Genomic DNA, 15,837 nt, shown 5'->3' on the forward strand with positions numbered 1-15,837 from the left:
GAGTGCAGTGGAATGAGGAGCTCAACCCAGGCTCAGGCGCAGCCCCAGCGCGGCCAGGGTGATGAGTAAGACGGGGGTGGTGAGCAGCAAGCCGACGCGGAAGTAGTAGCCCCAAGTGATGGTGGTTCCCTTGCGCGCCAGCACATGCAGCCACAGCAGCGTGGCCAGGCTGCCGATGGGCGTGAACTTCGGCCCCAGGTCGCAGCCGATGACGTTGGCGTAAATCATCGCTTCGCGCACCGGGGCGCTCAAACCCAGCGCGTGGTGGATGCCCAGAGCGCCGATGAGCACCGTGGGCATGTTGTTCATCACCGCCGACAGCCCCGCGCTGATGAAGCCGGTGCCCAGCGCGGCGGCGAACACGCCATGCTGCCCCAAGGCTTCGAGCACCTGCGCCAGATACGTCGTCAACCCCGCGTTGCGCAGGCCATAGACCACCAGATACATGCCGAGCGAGAACAGCACGATCTGCCAGGGCGCGTGCTTGATCACGCCACGCACGTCGATGTGCGCGCCACGCCCGCCGCGCCACCAACGCCCGGCCAGCGCCAGCATGAACAGGGCCGCGATGCCCGTGACGAAGGACACCGGCACGTCGTAGGCGGCGGTGACGAAATAGGCGGTGAGCAGGACCACCATCACCGGAAACGCCCAGCGGAACAGCAGCGGATCGCGGATGGCGCTGGCAGGCGCATCGAGTTTGGCCACGTCGTACCGCAGCGGAATATCGCGCCGGAAATACGCGACCAGCACGAGCAAGGTTGCCGCGAGCGAGACGATGTCCACAGGCACCATGACGCTCGCGTAGCGGTCGAAGGGAATCTGGAAATAGCCCGCGCTGACGATGTTCACCAGATTGGAGATCACCAGCGGCAGCGAGGTGGTGTCGGCGACGAAGCCCGTGGCCATGACGAAAGCCAGCGCCGCCTGGGGAGAAAACCCCAGCGCCAGCAGCATGGCCAGCACGATGGGGGTGAGGATGAGCGCCGCGCCGTCGTTGGCGAACAAGGCGGCGATGACCGCGCCCAGCAACACGATGAGCGGAAACAGCAGCCGTCCGCGCCCGCCGCCCCAGCGCGCCACATGCAGCGCCGCCCAGTGGAAGAAGCCGGCCTCGTCGAGGATGAGCGAGATGATGATGAGGCCGACGAAGGTGAAGGTGGCGTCCCAGACGATGTGCCACACCACGGGAATGTCGCTCAGTTGGATCACCCCCATGGCCAGCGCCAGCGCCGCCCCGCCCAGCGCGCTCCAGCCAATGCCCAGGCCGCGCGGCTGCCAGACGACCAGGATCAGGGTGGCGATGAAAATCAGGAGAGCAGGGAGCATGCAGCAGAAGTCGGGTGGCGCTGCGCGCGTGACGCAGCGTGGAAAGAAGGATCGAGGGCGCCAGCTTCGACTTTTCCGGCGTGATCATCGCGTTGGCCTTGCTCAGGCCGGTACCTGCCGCTGCCATGCAACGGCACGCTGTGCCACAGTCATGTCGTGGCTGGCTGACTGTGCACCTGCTGGTCGACCGGTGTCTGGCCAATCTGCATGATCTCGTGTTTGATGGCGACCGCGTCGAGCTTATCCAGCGGCAATGCGACGAAACTCTGCACCCGGTTGCGGATCTGGCGAAACACTTGCGCGAAGGCGCGGCGCTTCTCGGCGTCGCTGCCCTGCACCGCGGCGGGGTCTTCAAAGCCCCAATGCGCCGTCATGGGATGCCCGGGCCAGATCGGACACATTTCCCCGGCGGCCTTGTCGCAGACAGTGAAGACGAAGTCCATCTCCGGCGCGCCAGGGGCGGCGAACTCATCCCAGCTTTTGCTGCGCAGGCGCTCAGTCGGGTAGCCGATGGCTTGCAGTTGCTCGATGGCGTAGGGGCTGACCACGCCACCCGGATGGCTGCCCGCGCTGAAGGCGTGGAAGCGACCTTTGCCCAGGGTGTTGATCAGCGCCTCGCCCAGGATGGAGCGTGCCGAGTTGCCGGTGCACAGCACCAGCACGTTGTAAATCTTGTCCATATGCGGCCTTTCAGGGAGGGTGGGGACATCGGTCAGCAGCAACCGGTGGACGCCTTGCCGGTTGCTGTCTTGTCACAGCAAGCGTTCGCAGCAGGCGCAGTGGGTGTGGTCGCGGTCGTAGCCGCCGTATCGCCGGTCGGGGGTACACAACAGGCGTGGTCATCGGCCGCGTCGTTGAACATGGGGATGGTGTCAAGCGTGTGATAGGTTTCCCAGGCGATGCCCACCGGATCGTTGGCCCAGTATTTGTCGGAGCGGGCATAGCAGCAGGCGGTGCCGGGTTCGGCGACATAGCCCGCAGCCATGCCGTCCAGGCGCTGCTGCATCTCGTGAAGTTCCACGTCCGACTCCACCTGCACGCCCAGATGGTTCAGACCGGGCACGGCACCTCGCTGCGAGATGGCGAAATTCACCCGAGGGTCGTCGAGCATCCATTTGGCGTAGTCGGGTTTGTGCACCGTGGGCTCGGCGGCGAACAGACCGGAATAAAAATGAACGGCCTCATCCAGCGCGGGGACGCTGATGTGCACGTGAAAGCGTTTCATGATGTGTGGTCCTTGATCTTGATGATCGGGGAATGGGTCGCGCAGGGCGTCTCGCCTACGGGGCTGCAGGGGTTGCCGCCGCAACAGTTCTCGGTGAGAAATGCCAGCAGGGCGTTCATGGTGTCGAACTGCGCCACGTAGATGACGAAGCGCCCGGCCTGTCGGGCCGACACCAAGCCGGCATGGTTGAGTTCCTTGAGATGGAAGGACAGCGAGGACGGCACGATGCTGGTGGCCTCGCTGATTTGCCCCGCGGCCATGCCGGCGGGTCCGGCCTGAACCAGAGTGCGAAACACGCGCAGACGCGAGTTTTGGGCCAGCGCGGCGAGGGCGGAAAGGGCACGGTTTGTTTCCATAGTTCAATGATAGTAGAAGTATAGAAAAAATGCTCATACCAAAGCCAAGTGAAGCTCTCAGCGATCCCGAGTCGACAGGCTCAGGGGCCCAAGCGCTCGATAGACCGCCCAAAAAAAACGGCGGTTGGCCACGGGATGAGCACAGCACAGCTTCGTGTGCGGATCATGCGGCCACAATGGAGATGTGTTTCGGCGCAATGGGGAACTGTCGAGGCGTCATGGGTGGGTAGGCCTCGCGCACGGCATCGAACAGATCCCGCAAGATCGTACCGAGCAAGGCGATGTAAGGGCTCTCAGCCTGGGCCATCAAATTCACGAAGCTGTCCGCCCAAGGTTGGATGTGTTCGCCGAGGAACTCGCCCAACACGACGCGATCGGTTTCGTGGTCCTGTGCTGCGTCGAGCAACAGCGCAAGAAACGCGAGCAATACACCCACATGGTCCAGCGGGCGGTTGGCCGCAGCCAGAATGGCGTCGGCTGGGAGCACGGTCGGGTCGAACTGGCCGGCGTCATACCAAGGCAACAAAGCATCGCCGCCGTTGTACTTCGGCGTGGGAAAGTGCCAGTACTCGGCGGTCTCCTGCGCCTGGCTCAGGACATGGGCGAAGGGGGGCAGGAAACAGCCCGATTGCGGGATGCACAAATAGTCATAAAAGTCCTGGCGGGCGCGCTCCGGATCCAGCGGTTCCCCCGAAGGGGTCAGCAGCACCGTCAGGGTCTGCGTATCCGGGGGATTGAGTAGCAGATACGAGGCGGCGCTGGCCAAGCGTGCCAGTTCGGCGGAGTCAGGCATGGGTGAGCTCCCTTTCCAGGCGAGCCTTGGTGTTGTAGAACACCACGCTGCCGCCGGTGAGATCCATGAGCGACATCTGCCAGACGTCAGGGTCACGCCGCATGATGGGGTTGAGGTGAATGCCGGCGCGGCGCACCGCATCGCCCATCACGCGTTTGCCGCCCACCTGGTAGTTGCTGGCGCCATAGCCCCAGTGGCCGTAGCCGACCTCGAACAGGATGACGCCCGGCCGGATGCCTTCGAGCACCACCGCACGGCCACGGCGTTTACCTTCGGGGGTGACCACCCAGATCCAGTCTCCATTGGCTATGCCCAGGCGCTTGGCGTCGCCGGCCGCCATGTGCACGCCGTTACTCGGGTTGATCTCGCGCAGCGTGTAGTTCGACACCAGGCGGGAGTGCGATTGCAGCGCACCTTTCATGGTGATGATGGTCATCGGCCAGTCCTTCGGATCATCGAGCTGGTCCAGATGCTTGCCCAGCGCTGTGGTGGGCTCCACCCAGCGCGTGGTGCCGTGGAAAAACTGGCCGTTCATGCTGTTACGCGTGGTCCCGGTTTTTTCGGCATAGAAATGCAGGCGTTTGGTGTACTGGTAAGCCAGTTGTTCACCCTTGCGCGAGCCCGTATGCGGCTGGAAGCGACCGCCGCGCACGAGGCAGCCCATCACCACGGGCCATTCTTCGGGTTTGAGCGCGACGGCGAATTGTTTGTGGTAGTCGTCCAGTGCCGTGATGGCAATTTCCTGCGCCGAGGCTTTCGGTACCGCATCGCCATCCACACCCTTGGCAGCGACCAGATTGGCGACGGCCTTGAGATAGAAATCCTCGCGGCGGTTGAACGGCCAGTACTTACCATCCGCGTCGGGAATACCCCTGGCGCCATAGCCGGGCATGCCGATGCGTTTGGCCACGTCGATCAGGAATTCCTCCATGCACACACGCCGACCGTCGGATGTTTTGGATGTCAGGCTGACCGCCGGCCAGCGCACGCCGGTTCCCTTGGTCAGCGTGGTGGGGAAGGTGTCGACCAGGTCATAACTTTCCAGATACGACACATCGGGCACGATGTAGTCGGCATACATGCTGGAGTCGCCAACCACGATTTCCGAGGCGATGATCAAAGGGATATTCTTCGGGTTCTTGATCGCTTCGAGGAACTCCGGGTTGCCTTGGCCGGGTACGCTATACAACGGTGTGGCTTTCTGCCACATCAGGATGTCCACGCCATAGGGATAGCGCTGGATGGCCGAGGGCAGAGTTTCGGTATACATCGCGAAACTGAGCGGGAACCATGGCCGCTTGGGCGGATAGGGGTTCTTGCCCGCGGCAACCTTGGCCTTGTATTCGCTGGTGTCCTCGTAGTGGAACTTCTCGCGGTTGATGATGACACCCTTGGCAAGACCTGCAGCCTCAGGAACGCTGACGATGTCGTAGCGGCCCTTGTTGACCGGATAACCGCCACCGCCAGCGGTCAGCCCACCAGTCCAGTTCATATTGCCCACCAGCAGGTTGAGCATCAGCACTGCCACGCCGTTGTAATAGCCGTTGGGGTGTTTGACCACGCCACGGTACATGGTGCTGGCAACCTTGCGGCCATGGCTGGTGAACTCCCGCGCCACCTCGACAATGCGCGCTGGCTCGATTCCGCAAATCTGCGCGTATTGCTCGATGGTGTGTTCCTCGGCTGCCTCCTTGAGCAGACGAAACGCCGTTTTCACGGCCACACCGTTGACCTCCCCGGCAAAGTCGAGCTGCGCGGTCTTCACGCTCACCGCCTGCGAGGGCTTGCCGCTGGCGACGTCGATCACCACACGATCGTCTTCGCCCTGGGCTTGCGGCTTGCCCAACCCGGCGACTTCGGCCGTAAGAAACTGCCCAGACTGTGGATGTTGAGGGTCGACGACGACCAGATGCGTCGCATCGGTATGTGAGAGCTCGCCCGCTGTCTGCGCTGCGGCCAGCGTCGGATAGGACAGGTAGGGCGCGTTGTAGCGCTGGTTGTCGATGATCCAGCGCATCATCGCCAGTGCCAGGGCGCCATCGGTGCTGGGTTTGATGGGCAGCCAGCTCGCACGGTCGCCCACCACGCCGCCACGGCTGAGCTTGGGGTCGACCACCACGTATTTCAAGCCGTCAGGCTTGGAGCGCGCTTCGGCCGCATACTTGCCCTGTGTCTGCATCGGAAAGTTGGCGTCTCCCGGCTGCGTGCCCCAGTAGATGATGAACTTGGCCTCGCGCACGTCAGGCTGGGTCATGTTGATGCCGGAGAACACATGCTGGTGGGCGATATGGTGACTGAGTTCGCACTCGTTGACGTGATCGAACACGTTGACACTGCCGAAGGTGTTGCCGAAGCGCTGTGCAAACGTCATGCGCGTGCCCACCAGGCGGCCACCTTGCAGCACGAAGCCGTTGGTGCGCGAGCCCATTTCTGGCGCGTTCGGATCCATCGGTTCGTTGCGCTTGGCGTACAGGCCGCGAAAACCGAGGATGTTCTGGTCTTTGCTGGCCGGGTCGCTGGTGTCAGCGAAAATCCTGCCGCCCTCGGTAACCTCGGTGATCAGCGTATCCCACGTGATGGGTTTCCACTGACCACTCCCGCGCGGTCCGACACGTTTGAGTGGCACCAGAACCCGGTAAGGATCGTAAGCCGTCTGAATGCCGGTGTTGCCACGCGCGCACACGGTGCCGGGCTGGCGCGCGGTGTCGATCAGCGGCGTGTTGACGGCGGTGTATTCGCTCAGGGTGTTGGGATGGTAGGGATTGCCGATGATGCGCTGGACTCGCCCAGTCTTACGGTCGATTTTCACGCGCAACCCGCATTCGCTGTGGCACTGCAGGTCCACCGTGTGGCGCAGGGTCCATTGCGGGTTGGGCACGAGCTTGCCAGTGGCTGCATCGCGCAGCCATTCCGGGGTGTTGGAGTTGCCGTAAATGGGATGAAGGGCTTTTCGCCCACGGTTGGTCAGCGGCACCAGATCGATCAGGCGCTTGGAAAACCCGAGTGTGCCCGCGCCCAGTCCGGCGACGGCCCCGAGAGTCAGAAGACCACGTCGTGAGATGTCCATGATGTCAAACCTTTTTCGTAGTGGAGAAGGAGGCCGATTGCGCGTCGCGCGGCATGGCCGCCAGCAGCGCAGCCAGGACGCCCAGGAACAGCAGCACGCTGACCCCGGTGTACCAAAGCTCCCCGAAATTCAAATGGAAGGTGTAGTAACCGGCCCCGCTCCGGTTGATGGCCTCGCCGCCGATGACGATGCCGATGCGCATGGCATACGAGCCCCAGGTCGCGCCGAGGAAAGCCAGCAACTGAGCCCAATAACTGCGCCCGGTGGGCAGAAGCAGCAAGGCAAGCGGAATGAGCAGGCCGATGATGGTCAAGTTCAAGGTGATTGGCGCGGCGTAAGTGCCCATGAACAAGTTGGCCGCGCGCAGCTCCTCGATGGTGCCGAAGCGCCCGAGCCACCACATCCAGCCGTACCAAGTCACCAGGCACACCCCCAGCGCCACAGTCGCCGTTTGCCGATGGCCGGTTTGTGCCGTGGGGCGCGTGGCCGTCACGGCCCAGGCCAGCACCGGGATCACCACCATCTCGGCCAGCGCCGCCACCGCGATGGCACTAGCGAGGAACAGGATGGCCGCGATAGGTGAGTTCCACACCGGTATGCCATGTTCGTTCATCAGGAACACTGCGGAATACAGCGGGGCGAACAATCCGAGAAAGACGGTGGTGACCAGCACCGGTTTGAGCCACTTCGATTCAAACACGCTGTAATGCCGGCTCCACAGGCTAAAAATGTCGGCCAGCTTGCGCCAGATGCCTGAAAGCTTCTCGATCTCGGCGCCAAGCCTCGCGCGCGGGATGCACTGGAAACTCAGCCACCAAGCCACCACCAGAAAAATCGGTAGCAGGATGATGCCGTATTTGATGATGGCCGTATCCCAGTTGGACCAGCCAAGGAAGTAGCCAAAAATGAGCCGCCCCGGTTGTTTCACTTCAGCCAGCACGTTGACGAAACCGGCCAGGATCAGCGCCACCACCAAGGGCATGGTGAATCGGTTTTCCACTGCGTCGGTGCGGCCGCGCCAGGCGTTGATCGCCCAGATCAGCGCCAGTCCACCCGCCACACCCAACGCCCAGGAGTAGTTGGCGAACAGGATGGAAAACGGACGGTCGTGAACGACGTTGTACAACTCGTTCAACTGCCGCAGCGGCGGGACGAATTGCGGTGTGGTCAGCGGGTTAGACATGATTGGCCTCCTTGCTGATGTTGATGTCCCAATCGTGATCGTTGTGGCCCATGTCCTGCTGTTCGACCGACCACTGCGTCGGAATGCCTGGCGGGTTGTTCTGCAACTCGGTGGTCAAGCCGATATAGAACACGCGGGGCTCGTTGCCGGTTCCCGGCTTGAGCTGTTGAATGACTTCGCTCAACACCTGTTTGGTCATTGGATCGTTGCGGTCGTTCAGATCGCCGAACTGGCGCGCGCCGCCCACGCAGGTTTCGACACACGCAGGGAGTAGGCCCTGATCGACCCGCTGTGAGCAGAAGGTGCACTTGTCGGCGGTCTTGGTGATGGGATTGATGAAGCGCGCGTCGTAGGGACACGCATTGACACAGGCGCCGCAGCCCCAGCACAGGTCGTAGTCGATTTCGACGATGCCATCCTTGCGCTGCCAAGTGGCGCCGGCCGGACAAACCTCAATGCAGGACGGCCGCTCGCAGTGGTTGCACAGCCGTGGCAGGAAGGCGCGTTTGGTGTCGGGATAGGTGCCCAGTTCCACGTCCGGCACCCAGGTGCGGAACACGCCGGTAGGGATGTTGTTCTCGAACTTGCACGCAGCCGTGCAAGCCTGGCAGCCGACGCACTTGCGCAGATCGATCAGCATGCCCCAGCGCTTGCCCTCGAACCCTTCCTTGGCGAGGTTGCCGTCTTTGGCGGTGTAGGCATAGGCCGAGCGGTCATGCCCCAATTCATAGTCGGTGCCCGACGGAGTGAGCGATGCGGGAAGATTGCCGAAGGCATCATCCCCCGGCTGCTTGACCTCTTGCGCCGCGACAGTTGCTGGCCAATCCATGGCAACTGCGGCCGCAGTTGCCACCGTGGCGGCTGTCGTGCCCAGAGCCCTGCGAAGAAAACCGCGCCGGTCTGCTGTCCCAGCGGTTAGGTTCTCGGAGGTGTTCATTTTGTGCCCCGTGATGTTTTCATGCGATGGGGACACGATAGGCGCCTGTGTATCGCGCCCTTTTGACGTGAATCAAATATTCCACGTGTTTCAATCCACGCCCGGGTTTTAACCCGAGCGAGACAATTACGCCACCGTGGGCTTTCTGCCACTGCATCTGTTTCAATCCACGCCCGGGTTTTAACCCGAGCGAGACGTTCCCTGTGGTGGAAGACGAGCCCGTGTAAACAGTTTCAATCCACGCCCGGGTTTTAACCCGAGCGAGACGTAGCGCCCACTTGACCAATGCTTGTTGATAGTCGTCCTGAATCCGTGACTTCCGATAATCCATCGACTTGAAAGCTGATTGTGACGGCCCGATTTTCCCGATTTCCCGCAGGTTCACGGTTCGAGCGCCGTGTCGAAGGGGGCTGTGGGGCTGTGCGCGAACGATCGGCCCCCTTGATCGGTCATTTCGGGTGGGTTGCGCGCAGCCGTTCCCCCGCTGAGCCCTTGTGGCCAGCGTCTTGGGGTGCTGGGAAAGCTTGGACTGCGTCTTCAGCCGCTGGCGGCGAACTGCGCATGCAGATCGCAAAAGGCACGGGCTGCCTTGTCGTTGGCGCCCAGTCCCAACCACAGCCGCCCGCCATGGTTGATCACGCGTGCTGCGCGGATGACAAGTTCCTGGATCACAGTCTTCAGACGCCGTCGCCTGGCCGCATGGCGCACCGGTGCATGCGGCCCCAGCAGCCCTTGCTGCCCCATGAGGCGCAGCACGTTCATCGTCAGGGCCGCAAGCTGGCAGACAAGATCGTTCGTGTCGAACTTCCCCGAGGGCAGTCGCTCCAGATCCATGTCGGTTTTGAATTCCGCATGGAACTGCTCGTGCGTAGCGTGCCCGGCGTACAGGTCGATGATCGCCTCGGCGCTGATGGCCTTGGGCAAGCTTGTCGTCCAGCCCTCCAAGATGATCTCGGGGACCAAAAACTGCTGGCCACGGGCATCGACGGTGCGCTCCGTGATGCGCACAATGCGGCGCAGGCGATGGGCGATGCCTTCGACCTGCACGGCCACCTCCCAAACCGCCACGCGCTTGCCTGCGCGCGGATGCTGCCACAACAAACCCCCTTCCAGTTCCTGCCGTCGCAAGACCTCCAGAGGATCGGTCTTGCGGGGATTCCACTTGATCAGAACATCGACCCGGGGCAGTCCTGGCCTGTTGCAGCGCTGCATGTCGGCCATCAAGGCGGCCGAGCAAAACCCCGCATCCATGCGCACGAGAATCGGCGCCTTGGGGCCTGCGGTCGACAGGCGCTGCGCCATGGGCACGGCCGTCTCGAGGTTGTAGGTCGTCTCCGAAGCCGAGTGCTGCGCGCCCGGACGTAGGGCGAACTCCAGGCAAAACCCATGCGTGCCCAGGTAGGCCGCCAGCGGGCAGTAGCCATCGACCCCCGCGTAGGTGCGGCTCACCCCATCCTTGGCTGTGCCCGAGTTGTCCATCGCGAAGGTGTCGATGTCCAGCGGCACATGACCGCAAGGCAAAAGACCATAGTCCGGTTGGCTCTTGCGCAGCAGCGCTTCAATCGCCTGGGAGGTGAAGTCAAACCACAGGGCGGCCTGCGCATCCAGGCGCTGGCGCAGGGTGGGCGAGGACGGCACACCCACCAGACCCAGCGCCTCCTGGAAGAAACGATCGCCTCGAAAGCCTTCGATGGCATCGAAGTCGCTCTTGCTCTGCGCGAGCAAGCCAACATAGCTGCGCATCAGTGTGCTGGGCGGCAGTCCGCCGCGGCAAGGCCACTGGGCATCCAGGCGTTTGAACAGAGGATCGAGGCGCTTGAGGTGATGACCGACAAGGGCCAGACCGGCCACCGGCGTCAGGTCATAGTCGAGTTGCTTGACGCGAAATCCAAACCCCATGCCATACCCCGGAACGTTCACCCGCTGGGTGAGAAGACAAAGGGGTCATTTTATCGAATAAACCATTATGCATCAACAACTTATGAAAATTCCGCATGCCCGAGCTCACGGATTTAGGTAATTTGCAATTGAGATATTTGCATCAGCTTGCGGGTTTCAATCCACGCCCGGGTTTTAACCCGAGCGAGACCTTGGCGCTGAAGTGCTTTACAAGCCGAGCGGGTCGTTTCAATCCACGCCCGGGTTTTAACCCGAGCGAGACCTTGGACAGGGCTGGCGTAACGGCGTTGACCACCGTGTTTCAATCCACGCCCGGGTTTTAACCCGAGCGAGACAGTGCCCACGGCTGCTGTGCCTGGGCGTAATACTCGTTTCAATCCACGCCCGGGTTTTAACCCGAGCGAGACACTGGCCGTAATACGCGCCTTCCAGCGCTGACTCGTTTCAATCCACGCCCGGGTTTTAACCCGAGCGAGACGCATCCTGGCGCAATCCGTCGGCACGCTCAGTGAGTTTCAATCCACGCCCGGGTTTTAACCCGAGCGAGACTTTGGATTCGTCAATAAAAAAACCGCCCGGAGGCGTTTCAATCCACGCCCGGGTTTTAACCCGAGCGAGACCTTCCAGCGCCAGGTACTGCCGCATGATCCAGGGGTTTCAATCCACGCCCGGGTTTTAACCCGAGCGAGACCGTGTGACCTTGTCGCCAGATTCCGGCGACGTGTGTTTCAATCCACGCCCGGGTTTTAACCCGAGCGAGACTTCGACGACGGCTGGCGCATGCGTGCACACGCTGTTTCAATCCACGCCCGGGTTTTAACCCGAGCGAGACAGCATGAGCGAGCGGATGCTCAAGCCGCAAGTTCGTTTCAATCCACGCCCGGGTTTTAACCCGAGCGAGACCGGTGGACGGATCGGCAACCATCGGGCATGGGTTGTTTCAATCCACGCCCGGGTTTTAACCCGAGCGAGACGTGCGGCAGGATGGGCGCGGCGTAGCTGGATCGCGGTTTCAATCCACGCCCGGGTTTTAACCCGAGCGAGACGGAAATCCCACCTGGGTTGAGGTCACGACCGACGCGTTTCAATCCACGCCCGGGTTTTAACCCGAGCGAGACCAAGTGGGGCAAGGCGATGTTCTTCGGTTAATCCGTTTCAATCCACGCCCGGGTTTTAACCCGAGCGAGACCACCGTTTCTGGTCTCGGTGTCAGGCTGGTTCATGGCGTTTCAATCCACGCCCGGGTTTTAACCCGAGCGAGACCTTGCATCTGAGGTTGCACCGTTCTTCATCGGCATGTTTCAATCCACGCCCGGGTTTTAACCCGAGCGAGACCCTGATATTGCAGGTGCGGTGCAAGTGGGTTTGCAGTTTCAATCCACGCCCGGGTTTTAACCCGAGCGAGACGCCGTGATGTCTTGCGGCAACGCACAGCGCTGGATGTTTCAATCCACGCCCGGGTTTTAACCCGAGCGAGACCACATTCTGGATCGGCCAAGTGCCATTTGATTTTGGTTTCAATCCACGCCCGGGTTTTAACCCGAGCGAGACCGTATCGAGGTCCGACAATGAGGTCTCGAACTGCTGGTTTCAATCCACGCCCGGGTTTTAACCCGAGCGAGACGCCCACTGCCGCGCAGCACACGCAACAACAATCCTGGTTTCAATCCACGCCCGGGTTTTAACCCGAGCGAGACTCCGCGTATTGCAGCAGGCGCTCTGGTTTCAGGTGTTTCAATCCACGCCCGGGTTTTAACCCGAGCGAGACCACCATGCAGTGCGCGCTGGCCGACGGCACGATGGTTTCAATCCACGCCCGGGTTTTAACCCGAGCGAGACGTTTCTCGGCTCATCAATCCTGCGTCGGTGAGTTGTTTCAATCCACGCCCGGGTTTTAACCCGAGCGAGACCCATAGCCTCCGTTGTCAATGCCGCTTTCCATTCAGTTTCAATCCACGCCCGGGTTTTAACCCGAGCGAGACTACCAACAGGAGAGCACCATGAACGCAACCACAACGTTTCAATCCACGCCCGGGTTTTAACCCGAGCGAGACCAAAGACCTCGAACGTGGTGCAGATCGGCATCGATGTTTCAATCCACGCCCGGGTTTTAACCCGAGCGAGACCCATAGCCTCCGTTGTCAATGCCGCTTTTCATTCAGTTTCAATCCACGCCCGGGTTTTAACCCGAGCGAGACCAGCGCATGGCCGATGGCCTGCGCAAGTTCAGCGAGTTTCAATCCACGCCCGGGTTTTAACCCGAGCGAGACGACGTATAGACAGCAGCTAGGACGCCGCATTCATTGTTTCAATCCACGCCCGGGTTTTAACCCGAGCGAGACGCAAGGGCGAACGCCCTGAAGTTCCCTTCGAGCAGTTTCAATCCACGCCCGGGTTTTAACCCGAGCGAGACGTACATCGTCAAGCGTGGCGGCATCACCATCAATGGTTTCAATCCACGCCCGGGTTTTAACCCGAGCGAGACAAAAAGTCGCACGCGCCAAAACAACCGGAGATTTCGTTTCAATCCACGCCCGGGTTTTAACCCGAGCGAGACCCAGAGAGCCACGGGATTCAACGAGTTTCATTATGTTTCAATCCACGCCCGGGTTTTAACCCGAGCGAGACCGCGGGTCTCGATGGCCCAGCACGGTGCCAACGGTGTTTCAATCCACGCCCGGGTTTTAACCCGAGCGAGACGTCGACCAGCCAGCGTGTGTCGTGGTGGAGCAGCACGTTTCAATCCACGCCCGGGTTTTAACCCGAGCGAGACGATCCACGACCTGGCCACGCCGCGCGTCTGTCACGTTTCAATCCACGCCCGGGTTTTAACCCGAGCGAGACGTTCGATGCGGTATCCCTCAGGCACGACCGCGAAGGGTTTCAATCCACGCCCGGGTTTTAACCCGAGCGAGACTGTAGTTGCCTGAGCCTGCGGCCACGGTGACGTTGTTTCAATCCACGCCCGGGTTTTAACCCGAGCGAGACAGCAGAGCATCGGCGGCAAGATCAGCGCCGAATGCGTTTCAATCCACGCCCGGGTTTTAACCCGAGCGAGACAACGCCGTGGCCTGCTCGACGCTCAGACTGGTGTTGTTTCAATCCACGCCCGGGTTTTAACCCGAGCGAGACGCCGAGGGCGGCCAGCACATCGCCGGCGTCACCATGTTTCAATCCACGCCCGGGTTTTAACCCGAGCGAGACTCGGCGACAACCCGCAGACCCCGGGCCTCTATGCCGTTTCAATCCACGCCCGGGTTTTAACCCGAGCGAGACGCTTGGGGGCTCCGAGCTTGGCCACCGCCTTGTCCAGGTTTCAATCCACGCCCGGGTTTTAACCCGAGCGAGACTCAGTCCCAGATTCCAACCGTTCGTCCAACCAATCGGTTTCAATCCACGCCCGGGTTTTAACCCGAGCGAGACGATCCTTCGCCGCTGCCAGCATGGTATCCACGAGGTTTCAATCCACGCCCGGGTTTTAACCCGAGCGAGACGATCGGCGTTGATCGCCGCCATTGAGGAGAGCGATGTTTCAATCCACGCCCGGGTTTTAACCCGAGCGAGACGCCAGGCTGCATGACACGGGCGCACATGCCCTGAATGTTTCAATCCACGCCCGGGTTTTAACCCGAGCGAGACGCTTTGCTGCCGCCAGGCCAGCTCACGAAGTCGTAGTTTCAATCCACGCCCGGGTTTTAACCCGAGCGAGACGCCAGGCCATGCGCGCGCAGCTCGTCGGCGATGAGTTTCAATCCACGCCCGGGTTTTAACCCGAGCGAGACCCGGATGGGTACACGATCATCGTCGAGCCTGATATGGTTTCAATCCACGCCCGGGTTTTAACCCGAGCGAGACGCGCGCCACGGCCTTGGGAAAGTCGTTCACAGAGTTGTTTCAATCCACGCCCGGGTTTTAACCCGAGCGAGACCACGGCGCATCGCAGAGCTTCACCACGTCATTGGTGTTTCAATCCACGCCCGGGTTTTAACCCGAGCGAGACAATAACAGGTCCCGCAGGAGCCAAAACAGGCTGACGTTTCAATCCACGCCCGGGTTTTAACCCGAGCGAGACGGCGCGAAGCAAACCAAGCTAGGCGTCACAGTACGTTTCAATCCACGCCCGGGTTTTAACCCGAGCGAGACCAGGGCATGTGCGCGAGGGTGATGCAGCCTGGCGTGTTTCAATCCACGCCCGGGTTTTAACCCGAGCGAGACGCGGGTGAAAGTGCGAATGTGATGGGTCTATAGAGTTTCAATCCACGCCCGGGTTTTAACCCGAGCGAGACGGAACACCACCACCGCATGCAAGCTGCCCTTGACGTTTCAATCCACGCCCGGGTTTTAACCCGAGCGAGACTTCGATGCGGTATCCCTCAGGCACGACCGCGAAGGGTTTCAATCCACGCCCGGGTTTTAACCCGAGCGAGACCGGCCTTACGGTCGGTTTCGACACGCATGAGCGCGTTTCAATCCACGCCCGGGTTTTAACCCGAGCGAGACATGCTGCACCCATGTTTTGATCCCTTCAACCCATGTTTCAATCCACGCCCGGGTTTTAACCCGAGCGAGACGCCGGGCTCCAGGCTCGTTCGCGCTTCCAAAAATGGTTTCAATCCACGCCCGGGTTTTAACCCGAGCGAGACGCCGAGCTCCAGGCTCGTTCGCGCTTCCAAAAATGGTTTCAATCCACGCCCGGGTTTTAACCCGAGCGAGACTTTGCGCTGGGTGATGCTCCATGCACGATCGCATCGTTTCAATCCACGCCCGGGTTTTAACCCGAGCGAGACTTACAACAAGTCGCCCGCAGGGCGTCTTTGTTGAGTTTCAATCCACGCCCGGGTTTTAACCCGAGCGAGACCTGGTGTTCGTCGTACTATTCGTCACTTCCGTGATCGTTTCAATCCACGCCCGGGTTTTAACCCGAGCGAGACGGGGGGTTGCAGGGGATGCCGTCGCTGGCATCGAGTTTCAATCCACGCCCGGGTTTTAACCCGAGCGAGACGATCGGCGTTGATTGCCGCCATTGAGGAGAGCGATGTTTCAATCCA

Annotated in this window: 9 protein-coding genes and 2 CRISPR repeat arrays (1 of these 11 cut by a window edge); all 9 genes read right to left on the reverse strand. The window is 61.2% G+C overall.

Going from position 1 to position 15,837, the window contains the following annotated elements:
• Window positions 1-21: 21 nt before the first annotated feature.
• Entirely contained in the window at window positions 22-1,329 is a 1,308-nt protein-coding gene (locus tag THIX_RS16570; RefSeq protein WP_112487053.1) for an arsenic transporter, read from the reverse strand.
• Window positions 1,330-1,478: 149 nt separating this feature from the next.
• Complete coding sequence (locus THIX_RS16575; protein WP_112487054.1) at window positions 1,479-2,009, reverse strand: arsenate reductase ArsC; 531 nt, start codon at window positions 2,007-2,009, stop codon at window positions 1,479-1,481.
• 32 nt (window positions 2,010-2,041) lie between these two features.
• Window positions 2,042-2,554, reverse strand: a complete 513-nt coding sequence (locus tag THIX_RS16580) for an ArsI/CadI family heavy metal resistance metalloenzyme (protein ID WP_112487055.1) — start codon at window positions 2,552-2,554, stop codon at window positions 2,042-2,044.
• Window positions 2,551-2,910, reverse strand: coding sequence for a helix-turn-helix transcriptional regulator (locus THIX_RS16585; protein WP_112487056.1), 360 nt, complete (start codon window positions 2,908-2,910; stop codon window positions 2,551-2,553). Before THIX_RS16585 ends, THIX_RS16580 begins: the two co-directional genes overlap by 4 nt.
• 163 nt (window positions 2,911-3,073) lie before the next feature.
• Window positions 3,074-3,703 (reverse strand): molecular chaperone TorD family protein, encoded by a 630-nt coding sequence (locus THIX_RS16590; RefSeq protein WP_112487057.1) that lies wholly within the window; start codon window positions 3,701-3,703, stop codon window positions 3,074-3,076.
• Complete coding sequence (locus tag THIX_RS16595) at window positions 3,696-6,770, reverse strand: molybdopterin-dependent oxidoreductase (RefSeq protein ID WP_112487058.1); 3,075 nt, start codon at window positions 6,768-6,770, stop codon at window positions 3,696-3,698. Before THIX_RS16595 ends, THIX_RS16590 begins: the two co-directional genes overlap by 8 nt.
• Before the next feature lie 4 nt (window positions 6,771-6,774).
• Window positions 6,775-7,953, reverse strand: coding sequence for a hypothetical protein (locus THIX_RS16600; RefSeq protein ID WP_112487059.1), 1,179 nt, complete (start codon window positions 7,951-7,953; stop codon window positions 6,775-6,777).
• Window positions 7,946-8,782 carry a 4Fe-4S dicluster domain-containing protein gene (locus THIX_RS16605; protein WP_112487060.1) on the reverse strand — a complete coding sequence of 279 codons (837 nt, stop codon included), beginning with the start codon at window positions 8,780-8,782 and terminating at the stop codon, window positions 7,946-7,948. The genes THIX_RS16600 and THIX_RS16605 overlap by 8 nt, the downstream gene beginning before the upstream one ends.
• A 194-nt stretch (window positions 8,783-8,976) precedes the next feature.
• Window positions 8,977-9,157: a CRISPR direct-repeat array (repeat unit 37 nt; unit sequence GTTTCAATCCACGCCCGGGTTTTAACCCGAGCGAGAC).
• A gap of 270 nt (window positions 9,158-9,427) precedes the next feature.
• Window positions 9,428-10,789: an IS1380-like element ISCARN34 family transposase gene (locus THIX_RS16610; RefSeq protein WP_086558171.1), complete on the reverse strand. Its 1,362-nt coding sequence runs from the start codon at window positions 10,787-10,789 to the stop codon at window positions 9,428-9,430.
• 153 nt (window positions 10,790-10,942) lie between these two features.
• Window positions 10,943-15,837: a CRISPR direct-repeat array (repeat unit 37 nt; unit sequence GTTTCAATCCACGCCCGGGTTTTAACCCGAGCGAGAC); it runs 607 nt beyond the window's last position.

This window comes from Thiomonas sp. X19, from assembly GCF_900089495.1.
GTDB lineage: Bacteria > Pseudomonadota > Gammaproteobacteria > Burkholderiales > Burkholderiaceae_C > Thiomonas_A.

What these genes read in the sequence shown, in the direction of transcription:
- THIX_RS16570 (WP_112487053.1), bottom strand. Translation starts at nt 1,329, where the DNA reads ATGCTCCCTGCTCTCCTGATTTTCATCGCCACCCTGATCCTGGTCGTC.
- THIX_RS16575 (WP_112487054.1), bottom strand. Translation starts at nt 2,009, where the DNA reads ATGGACAAGATTTACAACGTGCTGGTGCTGTGCACCGGCAACTCGGCA.
- THIX_RS16580 (WP_112487055.1), bottom strand. Translation starts at nt 2,554, where the DNA reads ATGAAACGCTTTCACGTGCACATCAGCGTCCCCGCGCTGGATGAGGCC.
- THIX_RS16585 (WP_112487056.1), bottom strand. Translation starts at nt 2,910, where the DNA reads ATGGAAACAAACCGTGCCCTTTCCGCCCTCGCCGCGCTGGCCCAAAAC.
- THIX_RS16590 (WP_112487057.1), bottom strand. Translation starts at nt 3,703, where the DNA reads ATGCCTGACTCCGCCGAACTGGCACGCTTGGCCAGCGCCGCCTCGTAT.
- THIX_RS16595 (WP_112487058.1), bottom strand. Translation starts at nt 6,770, where the DNA reads ATGGACATCTCACGACGTGGTCTTCTGACTCTCGGGGCCGTCGCCGGA.
- THIX_RS16600 (WP_112487059.1), bottom strand. Translation starts at nt 7,953, where the DNA reads ATGTCTAACCCGCTGACCACACCGCAATTCGTCCCGCCGCTGCGGCAG.
- THIX_RS16605 (WP_112487060.1), bottom strand. Translation starts at nt 8,782, where the DNA reads ATGGATTGGCCAGCAACTGTCGCGGCGCAAGAGGTCAAGCAGCCGGGG.
- THIX_RS16610 (WP_086558171.1), bottom strand. Translation starts at nt 10,789, where the DNA reads ATGGGGTTTGGATTTCGCGTCAAGCAACTCGACTATGACCTGACGCCG.